The 14,240-nt window shown below is 70.6% G+C and carries 14 protein-coding genes and 1 tRNA gene; 4 read left to right on the top strand and 11 right to left on the bottom strand.

What is annotated here, in order from left to right; genetic code table 11:
• The first annotated feature begins 27 nt into the window (after window positions 1–27).
• The gene (locus ACTWJ9_RS22070; RefSeq protein WP_279335984.1) at window positions 28–1,035 is read left to right on the top strand and encodes an ABC transporter ATP-binding protein; all 1,008 of its coding nucleotides are present in this window, start codon (window positions 28–30) and stop codon (window positions 1,033–1,035) included.
• A gap of 39 nt (window positions 1,036–1,074) precedes the next feature.
• Here the strand turns inward: ACTWJ9_RS22070 and ACTWJ9_RS22065 are convergent, their stop codons facing one another.
• Genes ACTWJ9_RS22065 through ettA form a run of 3 tightly spaced genes read right to left on the bottom strand, consistent with a single transcriptional unit; the run spans window position 1,075 to window position 3,873 of the window.
• Window positions 1,075–1,761, bottom strand: coding sequence for a hypothetical protein (locus tag ACTWJ9_RS22065; protein ID WP_387038743.1), 687 nt, complete (start codon window positions 1,759–1,761; stop codon window positions 1,075–1,077).
• On the bottom strand, window positions 1,758–2,204 hold the full coding sequence (locus ACTWJ9_RS22060) for an acyl-CoA thioesterase (protein ID WP_279335982.1): 447 nt from the start codon (window positions 2,202–2,204) through the stop codon (window positions 1,758–1,760). The genes ACTWJ9_RS22065 and ACTWJ9_RS22060 overlap by 4 nt, the downstream gene beginning before the upstream one ends.
• Window positions 2,205–2,208: 4 nt before the next feature.
• Entirely contained in the window at window positions 2,209–3,873 is a 1,665-nt protein-coding gene (gene ettA / locus ACTWJ9_RS22055; protein WP_443294665.1) for an energy-dependent translational throttle protein EttA, read from the bottom strand.
• 388 nt (window positions 3,874–4,261) lie between these two features.
• Here ettA and ACTWJ9_RS22050 point away from each other — a divergent pair, with 388 nt between their 5' ends.
• Together ACTWJ9_RS22050 and ACTWJ9_RS22045 are read left to right on the top strand one after the other, a co-directional pair.
• Complete coding sequence (locus ACTWJ9_RS22050; protein WP_387038747.1) at window positions 4,262–4,666, top strand: hypothetical protein; 405 nt, start codon at window positions 4,262–4,264, stop codon at window positions 4,664–4,666.
• Window positions 4,667–4,984: 318 nt separating this feature from the next.
• Window positions 4,985–5,185, top strand: coding sequence for a hypothetical protein (locus ACTWJ9_RS22045; RefSeq protein WP_387038749.1), 201 nt, complete (start codon window positions 4,985–4,987; stop codon window positions 5,183–5,185).
• 178 nt (window positions 5,186–5,363) lie between these two features.
• Here ACTWJ9_RS22045 and ACTWJ9_RS22040 read toward each other — a convergent pair whose 3' ends face one another.
• From ACTWJ9_RS22040 to ACTWJ9_RS22020, 5 genes are all read right to left on the bottom strand, one after another.
• Window positions 5,364–5,774 (bottom strand): hypothetical protein, encoded by a 411-nt coding sequence (locus ACTWJ9_RS22040; protein ID WP_443294664.1) that lies wholly within the window; start codon window positions 5,772–5,774, stop codon window positions 5,364–5,366.
• 112 nt (window positions 5,775–5,886) lie between these two features.
• Complete coding sequence (locus ACTWJ9_RS22035; protein WP_387038754.1) at window positions 5,887–7,311, bottom strand: TQXA domain-containing protein; 1,425 nt, start codon at window positions 7,309–7,311, stop codon at window positions 5,887–5,889.
• 299 nt (window positions 7,312–7,610) lie between these two features.
• Window positions 7,611–8,138 (bottom strand): single-stranded DNA-binding protein, encoded by a 528-nt coding sequence (locus ACTWJ9_RS22030; protein WP_279335975.1) that lies wholly within the window; start codon window positions 8,136–8,138, stop codon window positions 7,611–7,613.
• Between the two features lie 224 nt (window positions 8,139–8,362).
• Window positions 8,363–10,063 (bottom strand): YfjP family GTPase, encoded by a 1,701-nt coding sequence (locus ACTWJ9_RS22025; RefSeq protein WP_443295912.1) that lies wholly within the window; start codon window positions 10,061–10,063, stop codon window positions 8,363–8,365.
• Window positions 10,064–10,297: 234 nt separating this feature from the next.
• Window positions 10,298–11,902, bottom strand: a complete 1,605-nt coding sequence (locus ACTWJ9_RS22020) for a dynamin family protein (protein WP_279335973.1) — start codon at window positions 11,900–11,902, stop codon at window positions 10,298–10,300.
• 321 nt (window positions 11,903–12,223) lie between these two features.
• Between ACTWJ9_RS22020 and ACTWJ9_RS22015 the strand changes: the two genes are divergently transcribed.
• Window positions 12,224–12,296 (top strand) — tRNA-Arg (locus ACTWJ9_RS22015).
• 467 nt (window positions 12,297–12,763) lie between these two features.
• Here ACTWJ9_RS22015 and ACTWJ9_RS22010 read toward each other — a convergent pair.
• The 3 genes from ACTWJ9_RS22010 to ACTWJ9_RS22000 form a co-directional block, all read right to left on the bottom strand.
• The gene (locus tag ACTWJ9_RS22010) at window positions 12,764–13,042 is read right to left on the bottom strand and encodes a hypothetical protein (RefSeq protein WP_279335972.1); all 279 of its coding nucleotides are present in this window, start codon (window positions 13,040–13,042) and stop codon (window positions 12,764–12,766) included.
• Window positions 13,043–13,186: 144 nt separating this feature from the next.
• On the bottom strand, window positions 13,187–13,456 hold the full coding sequence (locus ACTWJ9_RS22005; RefSeq protein ID WP_279335971.1) for a hypothetical protein: 270 nt from the start codon (window positions 13,454–13,456) through the stop codon (window positions 13,187–13,189).
• 399 nt (window positions 13,457–13,855) lie between these two features.
• A complete protein-coding gene (locus tag ACTWJ9_RS22000; protein WP_279335970.1) occupies window positions 13,856–14,125 on the bottom strand; it encodes a hypothetical protein in 270 nt (89 codons plus the stop codon).
• Window positions 14,126–14,240 lie beyond the last annotated feature (115 nt).

The raw sequence follows: 14,240 nt of genomic DNA, 5'->3' as shown, positions 1-14,240 counted from the left end.
CGGTCCCCTTCCAGGAGGTGCTGCACGATGCCCCCGACGACCCCGACGCCGACGGATCCCACGGGTCCCACGGATCCCACGCTGGCCGAGCTCGCCCACCGGGTCGCCGCCGACCGCGAGCGTCCCGCCTTCGGCCATGACGCGCTCATCACCTGCGACCGTCTGGTCCGGGTCTTCACCGCGGACGGCGTGGAGGTGCAGGCCCTGCAGGGCCTCGACCTCCTGGTGCGCGAGGGCGAGCTGATGGCTCTCGTGGGCGCGTCCGGCAGCGGCAAGTCGACCCTGATGAACATCCTGGCCGGTCTGGACACCCCCACCGCCGGCGCGGCCCGGGTCGCGGGCCGCGACCTGCTCGCGATGACCGCGAAGGACCGTCTCGCCTACCGTCGCGAGGTCGTCGGCTTCGTCTGGCAGCAGACCTCCCGCAACCTGCTGCCGTATCTGACCTCGGCGCAGAACGTCGCCCTGCCGATGCGTCTGCGCGCCGCCGCCCGGGGGCGCTCCGCCCGCCGGGCCCGCGCCGAACGCGTCCTGGAACTGCTGGAGTTGCTGGAGGTCGCCGACTGCCGCGACCGGCATCCGCACCAGATGTCCGGCGGCCAGCAGCAGCGCGTCGCCATCGCCGTGGCCCTCGCCAACGATCCGTCGGTGCTGCTCGCCGACGAGCCGACCGGCGAACTGGACTCGCACACCGCGGAACAGATCTTCGCCGCGTTCCGCACCGCGAACGAGCGGCTCGGCACGACCATCGTGATCGTCACCCACGACCAGGCGGTGGCCGGCGAGGTCCGCCGCACGGTCGCCATCCGCGACGGCCGCACCTCCACCGAGGTCCTGCGCCGCAGCGAGGTCGACGCCGCCACCGGTCACGAGACCGTCGTCGCCCGCGAGTACGCCATGCTCGACCGGGCCGGCCGCCTCCAGCTCCCCGCCGACTACACCCGGACCCTGGGCATGCGCGACCGCGTCGCCCTGGAACTGGAACCGGACCACATAGCCGTCCGCCCGGACGACAGTGAGCGCACCGAGGCCTGAGGAGGACTGAGGAGCCTGGGGAGGGCGGCGGGGGCTGCCTCAGCGCACGCTGAGACCGAGCGCCCCGAGCCCCGCGCGCCGCAGGGCGACGGACCCGTACGGCGTCCGCAGCCGGAGCCAGGCACCGGAGGCGAGCAGCACGGGCTCGCCGTCCGTGTCGACGGGTCCGAGGGGCCGGAGGAAGCCCAGTGACTGGGCCGCGTGCACGGCCCGCACCGGGAGGTCGCTCCGGCCGACCGTGCGGGACCAGATCTCCCGCCCGATCCGGTCGAGTTCGGCCCGGGTGCGCGACTCGGCGGTCAGCGCCTCGGTCCGCGTCCGGAACTCGGTGACCGCGGCGGCGACCAGCGCGCGCAGGGCGTCCGGTGCGGGCAGCCCCGGTTCGGCCCGCCAGCCCCCGCGCGGGGGCAGCACACCGGCCCACGGCGGCCCGGTCACCGCGGCCGGCACCGCGGCGGTGCCGGCCGTCTCGTCCACCGATTCCAGCAGCTCACCGGCGGACACGGTCACGTCCAGGGTGACCTCGAGACCGTCCTCGTACGGCTTGGCCAGCCGCACGGAGCGGATCGCCAGCACCTCGAAGGAGGGAGGGCGGCCGAACACGGCCAGTGCGGTGCCCGACGCCTGAAGGCGCACGGCGGCCGCACGGTCGTAGTGGAGCAGCCGGGAGAGGAAGGCCGCGAGATCCGCGGCCTCCCTCCCGTCGGCGAGGTGGAGCGCCGTCATGCCGCGACGGCCTCCTCCTGATCGGCGTCGGCGTCCCCGTCGCCCTCACCGCCCCCGCCGTCCGTGTACTCCAGGAGGAACTCCTTCTCCTCCGCGGTGATACGGCGCGGACGCTGGGCCTCGAAGTCGAACGGCACGATCACCGTGGAGGCCCGGACGTAGATCTGGTCGCCGTCCTTCACCTCGTAGGTGAGGGTGAAGGACGCCGCCCGGATCTCCGTGACCCACAGCTCGATGTCCACGGGCGTGTGCCGGTGGACGAGCTGCCGCTTGTAGTCGATCTCGTGGCGCGCCACCACGGACCCCTGCTGGAAGTCCTTCTCCGGGCGGAACAGGAAGTCGATACGCGCTTCCTCCAGGTAGCGGAGGAACACCACGTTGTTGACGTGGCCGTACGCGTCCATGTCCGCCCAGCGCAGCGGGCAGCGGTAGATGTGCCGCAAGAGATCAGCCCCGGGTCAGCTTCTTGTAGGTGGCGCGGTGCGGACGCGTGGCGTCCGGTCCGAGCCGCTCGACCTTGTTCTTCTCGTACGACTCGAAGTTGCCCTCGAACCAGAACCACTTGGACTCGCCCTCGTAGGCGAGGATGTGCGTGGCGACACGGTCCAGGAACCACCGGTCGTGGGAGATGACCACGGCGCATCCGGGGAACTCCAGCAGCGCGTTCTCCAGGCTGCTGAGGGTCTCGACGTCGAGGTCGTTGGTCGGCTCGTCGAGGAGCAGCAGGTTGCCGCCCTGCTTGAGGGTGAGCGCGAGGTTCAGCCGGTTGCGCTCACCGCCGGAGAGGACACCGGCGGGCTTCTGCTGGTCCGGCCCCTTGAACCCGAAGGCGGAGACGTACGCCCGCGAGGGCATCTCGACCTGGCCCACGTTGATGTAGTCCAGCTCGTCCGACACGACCGCCCAGAGCGTCTTCTTGGGGTCGATGTTGGCGCGGTTCTGGTCCACGTAGGAGATCTTGACGGTGTCGCCGACCTTGATCGACCCGGAGTCGGGCTCCTCGAGGCCCTGGAGCATCTTGAACAGCGTGGTCTTGCCGGCGCCGTTCGGGCCGATGATGCCGACGATGCCGTTGCGCGGCAGCGTGAAGCTGAGGTCGTCGATCAGCAGCTTGTCGTCGAAGCCCTTGCTGAGGTTGTTCACCTCGACGACGATGCTGCCCAGCCGCGGGCCCGGCGGGATCTGGATCTCCTCGAAGTCCAGCTTCCGCATCTTGTCGGCCTCGGCGGCCATCTCCTCGTACCGGGCCAGGCGGGCCTTGGACTTGGCCTGACGTCCCTTGGCGTTGGAGCGGACCCACTCGAGCTCGTCCTTGAGGCGCTTCTGCCGCTTGGCGTCCTTGGCACCCTCGACCTTGAGGCGGGCGGCCTTGGACTCGAGGTACTTGGAGTAGTTGCCCTCGTAGCCGTGCAGCCGGCCGCGGTCGACCTCGCAGATCCAGCCGGCGACGTTGTCCAGGAAGTACCGGTCGTGGGTGACGGCCACGACGGTGCCCTCGTACTTGGCGAGGTGCTGCTCCAGCCAGTTCACCGACTCGGCGTCGAGGTGGTTGGTGGGCTCGTCGAGGAGCAGCAGGTCGGGCGCCTCGAGCAGCAGCTTGCAGAGCGCGACGCGGCGCTTCTCACCACCGGAGAGGTTGGCCACGGACCAGTCGCCGGGCGGGCAGCCCAGGGCGTCCATGGCCTGCTCCAGCTGGGCGTCGAGGTCCCAGGCGCCTGCGTGGTCGAGCTGCTCCTGCAGCTTGCCCATCTCGTCCATGAGCTCGTCGGTGTACTCGGTCGCCATCTGCTCGGCGATCTCGTTGAACCGGTCGAGCTTGCCCTTGACCTCGGCGACACCCTCCTGGACGTTCTCCAGGACGGTCTTCTCCTCGTTCAGCGGGGGCTCCTGCAGCAGGATGCCCACGGTGTAACCGGGGGTGAGGAAGGCTTCGCCGTTGGACGGCTGCTCCAGCCCCGCCATGATCTTCAGAACGGTCGACTTACCGGCACCGTTCGGACCGACGACACCGATCTTCGCCCCCGGCAGGAAGCTCAGGGTGACGTCGTCGAGGATCACCTTGTCGCCGTGCGCCTTACGCGCCTTGCGCATGGTGTAAATGAACTCAGCCAAGAGAAACCGTCCGGCAGCTTGAAATCAGGCAGTGGGCAGATACACCCCATCTTGCCCGACCGCCACCCCCAGGGGGAAACCCATCTGACCAGGGGGCGCTGACCTGTGGTTTCGCTGGTGGCACCTGAGGCTCATCCGTCACTGTCGGTCGCCGTCGGTCGCCGTCGGTCGTCTTCGACGGCCTCGGACGACTCAGCGGGCGATCACCACGACCGCCGCTGGTCGATCAGCGTGGAAGCGGCCTGACCGGTGGCTGTACTGTGCCGCTGGGACAGAGGGACGCTGTCAGGGGCCAGGGGGTCGCGTGAACACAGGTATGACTGGTCCGCTCGGACCGAGCGTCTTGCCGCAAGGCCTCCTCCGCCGGGCCGCACGTCACCTCGGCGCCATGCATCTGAGTGGCGCGATCCTGCTGTTCACCTACGTGATCCCTCCGGCCTGGGCTCTCGATGCCTACGGCGCAGCACCAGCCGACGCCCCTTCGGCAGACATCCCCCCGATCGTGATCTTCGCCGGGTTGCTGTTCTACTGCGTGGGCTTCCACGTGCTCGTGCAAATCCCCTCCGGGCTCCTGGGTACAAGGCTGGGACCCCACCACGGTGGCTTGGTCGCCTACGCTTCGACCCTGGCGATCGCGGGAGTCCTCACCGCCCTGGCCTTGTCGGTGGTCCTGCGGAGGGAGGATGCCGGTGAGCTCATGCAGTTGTGGGCCGACTTCATGGTGCGTGGCTCGCTCGGGCTGGCGGGCTACGTGTGGATCACCCAGCGGTCGCGGGAGAGCACCAAGACGTGAGGCCGGTGGAGCCTCATGGGCGTGGCAAGCGCCGGCAACCGCGCTCAGTGGCCGGGCTACTGATCATCGGTCCGGCTGACCGGCAGAACCGGAGAAGCCCATGGCTCTGACCGGTTCAGACGCCGTGAGCTTCTGTCGTTGCCGGCCGACGTCGGCCGGCCTCGCACGACCCAGAGACGGCCCGGCACCGGTCCTGATCGAAAACCAGCGGACCGGGGATGGCCTCTCGGCTGCGACAAGCCGTTGGTGACCGTGAAGCAGAGTGTTTGCACGGCAGCGGGGAAGGGGTGGGAGCGGGAGGGAGGACAGGAGGCAACCGTGATCGTCCTCGCGATCTTTCTCCTCATCATCGGAACGCTCTTGGTCCTGATGGGAGCACTCCTGATCCTCATCGGGACGTTCCTGATCGCCGTCGGGATGGCCTTGCTCCTCATGGGGGCGGCTCTGATCGCCGTGGGCACGTTCCTGCTGATCCGGAAGCTTCTCGGCCGCGGTCGAACGCGATCTCACTCCTGGTGAATTCGCGGGCAGCCCCTCAGCACAACCACGACTGCCCCTGGGCGACCGTCGCCTGCGGCCGTCTTGTCGACCAACGTCCTGCTTCTCCGGCGTGGCTGCGGCCCACCGCACGCAGAGGTGCCGGACGTGGCTGCCGGTGGTCATGGCTGTCCGCCCTCACTGATGTCACCGTCGGCTGTCAGCGGAACAACCCCGGAACCGGACAGACCTCCCACGGCCCGTCCGGATGAAGTGGTGCACCAGGCCCCATGCCCGATCGGCACTCGGCACCCAGGACAAAGTCGCCGGCGACCGCGGCGAGGTCGTCCATGATCGGGACTTCGACCTTGGTCCCCGAGGGCACGGTGCCGTCTCCCACGAGCAGAGACATCCGCTCAGCGTCGCTCATCAGATGGACGACCGCGTGATCATCTCGAAAAGCCAGGATCAGCACCGGGAACTCCCTGTGCGGCGACCGAACCTCGACGTACCCCTGACCACGGGAACGCAGGCTGTTGAAGCGATCTGACAGATCCTTCACCTCTGAACGTCTCTCAACCGGGTGGAACCGCGCCGATTCCGGTGACGTCGCCGCCCACACCACGCTCATCCCGCCCCCTCCCGCGCACCACAACACCTGCCGGCACCGGGTGGCGCACTCTGGCAGACCGCGTCCCGGTGGCGATGCCCACCGCGGTCCGGGCGATCTCCACCGTGTCGGTTCAGCTCTCCCGGGCTGTCTCGCGCTGGCGGGTGATGACCAGGGCCGTGCCGCCGAGGACGACCAGGGTGATGGCGGTGCCGACGATCCAGGGGGTGAGGCTGGAGGCGCCGGTCGCGGCGAGGTTGACGTCGGCGGCCGTGCCGCCGAGGGGGGTGGGGGTGGGCCCGCTGAGGGTCTGGACGTCCACGCCGGTCTCGGCGGCCCGGGTCCGGCAGTCGAGCATGCCGGTGAACCGCTTCTCGAAGCCGTCCGAGCCGAGGACCGTGAAGTCGTACGCCCGGTCCTCGGCCAGCGGGACCGTCACCGTGTGGGACTCACCCGGCTCGACGGTGTACTCGCGCTCCGCGAGCTCGAGGGTGAAGGGCTCGTCGTCCTGGTTGAGGGCGGTGACGTCGACGCCGCCCTCGGCGCAGTTCGTCCGGGCGGACACGGCCGGTATCGCGCCCCGCTCCGCCCAGGTCGCGCTCGCCGTCGCGGAGACCGTCGAGGTGCTGGAGCCGGCCAGGATCTGGGTCTGGCTGCGGCTGTCGGAGGCGAAGGCCCGGCCGACCGGCACGGTGGTCGAGGCCTGCACGGTCAGCTCGACCGTGTCCGCCGGCGTGTCCTCGGGTATCTCGAAGAACACCTCGCCGCCGTCCGCCACCGTGGTGACGGGCTCGCCGTCCCGGTCGACGATCCGCACCCCGCTCGTGGCGGCGTCCGCCGGCGGTGACACCGTCACGCTGTCCGCGCCCGTGCGCACCGTCACCGGGCCGAGCAGTTCACCCGGACGGCCGGAGACGGCCGGCGGCTCCAGGGTCAGCGACGCCCTCGGCTCCCGCTGGCTTCGGGCGCTCTTCTCCAGGTAGTCCGCGAGCTGCTCCGCCTGGGGGTTCACGGCCTCCACGTCCACGTCGTCGGAGTAGCGCCAGATCGCCACCTGCGTACCGGCCGCCGCGTCCTGCTCGGTGAGCTGGCCCCGGACGCCCGCCCGGTCGGCGAGCGCCGCGAGGTCGTTCACCTGGGGGTAGGAGTTGCGCAGGATCCAGCTGATCCGGCCCGCGTCCTCGTCGGCGCCCAGCGAGGTGCCGCTCCACGCGGTCTCGTAGTACTTCGCGTCCGTCTGCGTGGGGGTGTGGATGTCGACGCCGTACGTCTGCAGCATGCCGCCGCCCTCGACGAACATCTCGAACAGCCCTGCCGACACCTGCTGGTCCCCGGCGGCACCGCGGATCACGGCCTCGCCGTACGTCTTCAGGCCCTCTCCCGTGGCGGCCGCCCCTCCCTCACCGCGCACCGTGCCGGAAGTACCGGAAGCGGCAGCAGCCGTCCCGGCGCCGGCCAGCACACCGGTGGCGACGAGTCCGGACACCAGCGTCCCTGCGGCGAGACGGGTCACCGTCGCACGCCGGGGCGCGGACAACACAGGGCGCGCAGAGAACACAGACAACGCAGCAAACACCGATTTCCCCTCCGAGCGGGACCCGTCAGACGTGGGGGGACGGGCCCCACCAGCAGAATCACCGGCCCCGAGAGCCCCGGGAGCCATGCCCGGCATCCTAAGTACGCCCTCGGAGCGCACCTGCCGATGATCAGCTCGGAGGCATGATCCGACTCGCAATCGTTATCGCCGAGGCGGGGACGAACAGGACTTGTCGACAAATCATCCCGGGGCCGTTTCCCGCCCAATCGCCGATAAGCCGCACTTCGGTCAGCCCCGTCACCGGAGCCCGACCGCTGACATCACGTCACCATGGCCGGTTCCGGTACACGTTGGGTGACGACGGTCCCGGACCCGTCGGCCGTACCCGCCACTTCGGCCGTCCCGGCGCCCTCGCCGGAGGCGGCCGTGCCGCCCGCTCCCGTCTCCCAGGCCGGCTCCGGCCGGTCCGGGGAGGCCTGCTGCTCCGGCCGGCCCGAACGCCGGAACGCCGACGTGCCCCGGGCCAGGTCGTGGCCGATCGCCACCGCCTCGATGTCCGCCGAGGTCCGGCCCTGCTGCCCCTCACGGGTCTCCGTACGCACCTTCAGCCGCCCCCGCACCAGCACGGGTTCGCCCACCGACAGCGAGGCCATGCTGTTGGTGGCGAGCTGCCGGTTGGCCCACACCGTGAAGAAGTTGGTGTGCCCGTCCACCCAGCTCTCCTTCTCCCGGTTCCAGTACCGCGAGGTGACCGCCAGCCGGAACCTCGCCACCGGCCCGGACGCCGTCTCCCGGTACACCGGCCGCGTCGCCACATTGCCCACCGCGCAGATCGTCGTCTCGTTCATCGCGCCTGCCTCCCCCGTCCGGACGCCGGCACCGGCGCCGGGCGGATACGCGTACGGGCCCGTCCCGTACGGATGCGAGTCAGACTGCACCCTCCGGGCCGGGCCCGCTGAGGCCTGTGGACCACCACCGCGCTGTGGAGAACTCCGCCACCCGAACGAGTCACGGCGCGGGTACCGGCAGAGGTACCGGTACCGGTACCTCTGCCGGTACCCGCGCCGCTGCCTCAGTTCACCCCGGCACCCGCCCCCACCACCCGCCCGTACTGTTCCCGTACCTCCCGGTACCGCAGCAGTTCCGCCGTCACCGGGTCCAGGACGCGAGCCCGTCCGCACCCCGCGGCCGCCTCCCGCAACCGTCTCTCCGCCTCCTGCCCGTGCCGCCGGGCCGGACCGCGGGCGGCCATCCGGCAGCTCCACTCGATGAGCGGCCCGCCGACGATGCCGATCACCATCAGCAGCACCGGCACCCCCAGGTTCGGCGACATGAACCCGATGATCTGGCCCAGCAGCCACAGTCCGCCGACGAACTGCAGGATCGTCATGGACGCCTGGGCGAGCACGGCCACCGGCCACCACCCGGGCCGCGGCGGCCGCCCCGGCGGCAGGCTCGCGCGCACGGCGAGGGCGTCCAGCGTCTCGGGCAGCCCCTGGGAGCCCCGTACGGCGGCCTCGCGCACCGCCTGCGCCCAGGGCGCGGGCAGGCCCTGGGAGGCACGGTCGGACACCGTGCGCACCGCCTGCTCCACCCGCTGCCGGGCCGTGACCTCCTGGTCGGGCTGCGTCCGCTGCGGGAACTTCCCGGTGGGCGGCCCGCCCCGGTCCTGGCACCAGCGCCACAGCCGCAGCCACGGGGTGCCGCACGCCCGGTTGGCGTTGCGCAGCCACGCGCGTTCGGCCGCCTCGCCCGCCGCGCCGGCGCCCACGGCGTCCGCGAGCCGGTCCGAGAACTCCTCCCGCGCCTCCTCGCTCAGCCCGGCCCACCGGCGGTGGGCGTAGACGGGCCGCAGCCGGGCGGCGGCGACGTCGACGTCCGCGCCGATACGGCGGCCCGCGGCGCCGCGTTCGGCCACGAACCGGCCCAGCGCCTCCCGCAGCTCGTCGACCCCGTCGCCGGTGAGCGCGGACAGCGCGAGCACCGTCGTGCCGGGTTCTCCGTACTCGCCCAGGGCGATGCCGTCCTCGTCGAGCAGGCGCCGCAGATCGTCCAGGACCTGCTCGGCGGCCTCCCCGGGGAGCCGGTCGATCTGGTTGAGGACGACGAACATGACCTCCGCGTGGGCGGCCATGGGCCGCAGATAGCGCTCGTGCAGCATCGCGTCGGCGTACTTCTCGGGGTCGACGACCCAGATGACCGCGTCGACCATGGCCAGGACCCGGTCCACCTGTTCGCGGTGCTGCACGGCCGCCGAGTCGTGGTCCGGCAGATCGACGAGGACGAGTCCGCGCAGCCGGTCGTCCGCGTCCGCCATCGCCTGCAGCGGACGGCGGCGCAACCGGGGCGGGATGCCGAGCCGTTCGATGAGGCTCGCGGCACCGTCGCTCCAACTGCACGCGATGGGTGCGGCGGTGGTCGGCCGCCGTACGCCGGTCTCCGAGATGGCGACCCCGGCCAGCGTGTTGAACAGCTGTGACTTGCCGCTGCCGGTCGCACCCGCGATGGCGACCACGGTGTGCTGTCCGGAGAGCCGGCGTCGCACGGTGGCCTCGTCGAGGACCCGGCCCGCCCCGGCCAGCGTCCGGCTGTCGAGCCGGGCCCGGGACAGCCCCACCAGCTCGTGCAACGCGTCCAGCCGCGAGAGCAGCGGCGGGTCGTACACCAGGGGGGTCACGGTCTGCGGTGCGGGCTTACGGGCCTCCAGCACGGCGGACCGCTCGGTCCCGGCGGCCCCGGTCCCGGCGGCCCTGCTCCCCCGCCGCGCGATCAGCCCGTCGTCCCAGGGAGCCTGCGAGGCCGGCCCCTTCGAGGGCCTCCCGTCGCCCTCCCTGTCGCCCGTGTCGTCCCCGTACCCGTCGTACCCCTCGTGCCCCTCGTGCCCGTCGTCCCGGTACGCGTACCCGCCCTTCGCGTCCTGGGCCTCGGGGGATCCGCCCTCCGCGTCCGGGCGGTCGGAACGCTCAGGGTGCTCGGTGCGGTCCTGGTCAGTGACGGCGGTCACCGCTCACCTCTCCTTCTGCAGTACGGACAACGCGGCGATGAGTTCGGCCTGGGGTTCGGGATGCACCTCGAGCGCGTCGAGCGGCGCGAGCCGTCGCTCGCGTTCGGTGTGCATGATCCGGTTCACGTGCTGGAGAAGCAGCCGCCCGCCCCGGTCGCGCAGCCGCAACGCCCCGTGCGCGCCGATCCGTTCGGCGAGCTTCTCCCCCGCGGTCCACTCCCGGCGCCCGCTCAGCAACGCGGTGGCGGCCAGGGCGGTGACCGTCTCGGGGTCCGGCGCCGGGGCGTGGTCGAGTTCGCGTACCTCTTCCTCGGCGTACTCCTCCAGTTCGCGCCGCCAGCGCCGTACGGCCAGCCCGATCCGGTGCTCGGCGCCTTCCACCGCCCCGTCACGGTCGGTGAACTCGGGTGCGTTCGCGGCCGGTTCGCGTCGCCAGGCGGCGTCGACCCGCTCGTCGGCGGCGGTGACGGCGCACAGCAGCAGGGCGCCCAGGCTCTCCACGAGGGTGTCGAGGAGTTCGACGGGAGTGCAGTCGAGCGGAAAGGCGCGCCACCGCTTGAGCGCGTCGCCGGCGAGCACGGCCCCGGCCTGCAGCCGACCGCGCAGCCGCGAGTGCTCGCTGTCGTACGCCCCGTCGACGGCGGAGGTGAGCCGCAGCGCGGCGGCGTGCTGCGCGGCGGCGGCACCGGCGAGTTCCGGCATGCGGGAGTTGAGGGAGTCGAGGACGCCCTGGGCGGTCCGCGCCATGACGTGCTCGCGGGCGGCGGGGTCCTGCGTCTGGTGGACGAGCCAGGTCCGCAGCGCCGCCACGGCGGAGGCCGGCAGCAGCCCGCCGCCCCAGGCCGACTCGGGCAGCTCCGGCACGGTGAAGCGCGGTACGTGGCCGAGTCCGGCCTTGGTGAGCAGGGCACCGTACTGCCGCGACACCTCGGACACCACCTGATGGGGCACCCGGTCCAGGACGGTCACGAGGCTGACGTCGTACTCCTTGGCGGCGCGCAGCATGCGCCAGGGGACGGCGTCGGCGTAGCGGGCGGCGGTGGTGACCATGACCCAGATGTCCGCCGCGCAGATGAGTTCGGCGGCGAGGACGCGGTTGTCGGAGACGAGGGAGTCGATGTCGGGGGCGTCGAGCAGGGCGAGGCCGGGCGGAAGGCTGTCGACGGTCTCGACGCGCAGCACGCGCGCGGGGTTCTCGCCGGGGAGCAGGTGGTCCTCGGTCTCCTGCTGGGGCACCCACACGCGGGTGAGGTCGGGCAGCACCCGCATCCCGCTGAACCAGTGGTGGTCCTCCGGGTGGCAGACGAGCACCGGTGTGCGTGTCGTCGGCCGCAGCACCCCCGCCTCACTGACCCGCCGCCCCACCAGAGAGTTCACCAGGGTGGACTTGCCGGCCCCGGTGGATCCCCCGACGACGGCCAGCAACGGCGCTCGGGGCTCTCTCAGGCGGGGTACCAGGTAGTCGTCGAGCTGCGCGAGCAGTTCGTCGCGGTTGGCACGCGCGCGGGGAGCCCCCGCCAGGGGCAGCGGGAAGCGTGCGGCGGCGACACGGTCGCGCAGGGCGGAGAGTGCGTCGAGCAGCTGAGGCCGTACGTCCAAGGTCACCACATGCGAAGAATGCCCAATTTCAGGGGAATTCTGAAGCATATGAGCATGTCTGCGCGCCGATCGGATACAAGGGACGGAAGGGACGACTGGGGCGCGGGCGCGGGCGAGGCATAACGAGTGCACAACACCCGATGCGCCAGGGGCCGAAAGCAGTGCACGATTCGTACCCGCCTGCGATTATCGGGACCGCTTCACCGGACCTCCACATCGAGCCACGGAGGCGAAGCGTCAGGGGCAGGGGCTCGGGAGCCCTATCCTTGTCCCCGGCAACGTCAGGAACCGGCCACACCCGGGCACCGCGACAGTGGCCACCACACCCGGGCCCCCGTAGCTCAGTGGATAGAGCAGGCGCCTTCTAAGCGCTTGGCCGCAGGTTCGAGTCCTGCCGGGGGCGCAAGTACCTTCTGGCCAGCAAGAACGCTGGCCCTCCCTCGTTCCGGCGCGACGCGTACCGCCACCGGGCCGAGCGCCTCGACCGTCCACGGTGGCTTTCCGGCCCCGCGGCAGCCCGTGAGACCGAGGCCGGAACGGCCTCACAGCCACACAGAAACCCGCTCACACACGCCTCACGGCCGGAATCGCCCACACATCGGCAATTCCGGACAAAAGTCATGATTACTGGTAATCATGGATTGGTTCGCCCTCACCCCCGCCCCGGAGCCGTCCATGCGCGCCGCCCTCACCGCCTCCAGTCCTCATCGAACGCACAGCGCCACAGCCCATCGGCGCCACGCCGCGCCGATGACGGACATGCGAAAAGTGGCCGGGACCCGGTATCGGGTTCCGGCCACTCTCCACTGCACGGATGGTCCGTCGCGAGGGATGCCGACGCGAACAACGACCCTGCGGCCGACGAAGACGTCAGGACTTCTTACCCGGGAAGGAGGCACTGCTGACGCAGGAGACCTCGGCACCCTCACCGGAGCAGCTCTGCTTCGACTCGTTGACGAAGTGGACCTTCCCGGACTCGTCGGTCGTGATCTTCTGATTGTTCGCCTGCACGCAGCGAACGACGCCCTCGCTGTCCTTGGTGCAGCTGTCCGGGCCCTCGGCACCGAAGGCCTGGACGGCACCGGCGCCGATCAGGACGAAGCCCCCCAGGACTCCCGCCGCCGCTGCGATCTTCTTCGACTTGAACATCTGCCTTCTTCCTTGACGGTCGACCCACCGCGGCTGAACCACGGGGCCGCTCCACACGCCTGGACCGGTCGACAAACCGGGCAGGCCCGGGGCTCGAACACCTGGGTTCGAGCCCCGAGACCTGCCCGGATCAGCCGGCTGTGATCACTTGCCGCCGACGACGAAGTTGGAGTCGCAGGAGACCGTGTTGGTCTCCTTGTTCTCCGCGTTACCGAGACCCAGCAGGCCGACCGCCAGGTTGATGTCATCGATGTTGATGAGCCCCTGGACGGAGTTGTCCTGGACACAGGTCGTGGTCTGCGAGTTGTTCAGCTCGACCTCCGGCTCGCCACCGGCGTGGCTGACACCGGCACCGAGGAAGCCGACACTGCCGAGCATGGCCATCACGACCGCGGCCTTCTGGTACTTGCGCATTACCTCTCCATTCTCTTCCGACACGACCCGTGTTGGGTCGGTCACGGACAGTCGCCAATCTATGCGACGTTTGCGGCAGTTGGTAGATGAAACGCCCGCAACGCGCTCTTTTGCGAAAAAGAGGCGCCATCGCGCCCGACCGACGAGGGTCAGGACTTCTCGCCGCCGGCGATGACGCGGTTCCCGCAGGAGACGCCGACGCCCGCGCCGGAGCAGTTCTGCTCCGACTCACCGACGAGGCGAACCTTCTCGAACATCCGCCTTCTCCTTGACGGTCGACCCCGCGATGACACCGCGGAGTCGCTCCGAGCATCTGGTCCGGCTCACGAGCCGGGCAGGCCCGGGGCTCGAACACTTGGGTTCGAGCCCCGGGACCCACCCCAGATCACCTGAGGGTGATCAGCCACCAAGGGCGAAGTTCGAGGAGCAGGACACCGCGTTGGTCTCCTTGTTCTCCGCGTTACCGAGACCCAGCAGGGCGCCGACGCCCGCGTTGACGTCGTCGATGTTGACGAGGCCCTGGACCGAGTTGTCCTGGATGCAGGTCGTGGCCTGCTTGTTGTTGACCTCGAAGTCAGGCTTGTCACCGGCCTGGCTGACGCCGGCGCCGAGGAAGCTGACACTGCCGAGCATGGCCATGACGACGGCGGCCTTCTGGTACTTGCGCATTACCTCTCCGTTCCCTGAGTGGACACAGCCCGTGTCGGGCTGGTCACTGACGGTGGCTAACGTAGGCGAGGTTCGCGGCTTTGGGTAGTCGAAACGCCCAAATGCGCAAGTTTCT

It is taken from the genome of Streptomyces sp. GDS52 (assembly GCF_052246875.1).
GTDB classification, from domain to species: Bacteria; Actinomycetota; Actinomycetes; order Streptomycetales; family Streptomycetaceae; genus Streptomyces; species Streptomyces cathayae.
The sequence above is the reverse complement of the archived record's forward strand: the minus strand, read 5'-3'. Positions and strand labels throughout refer to the sequence as shown.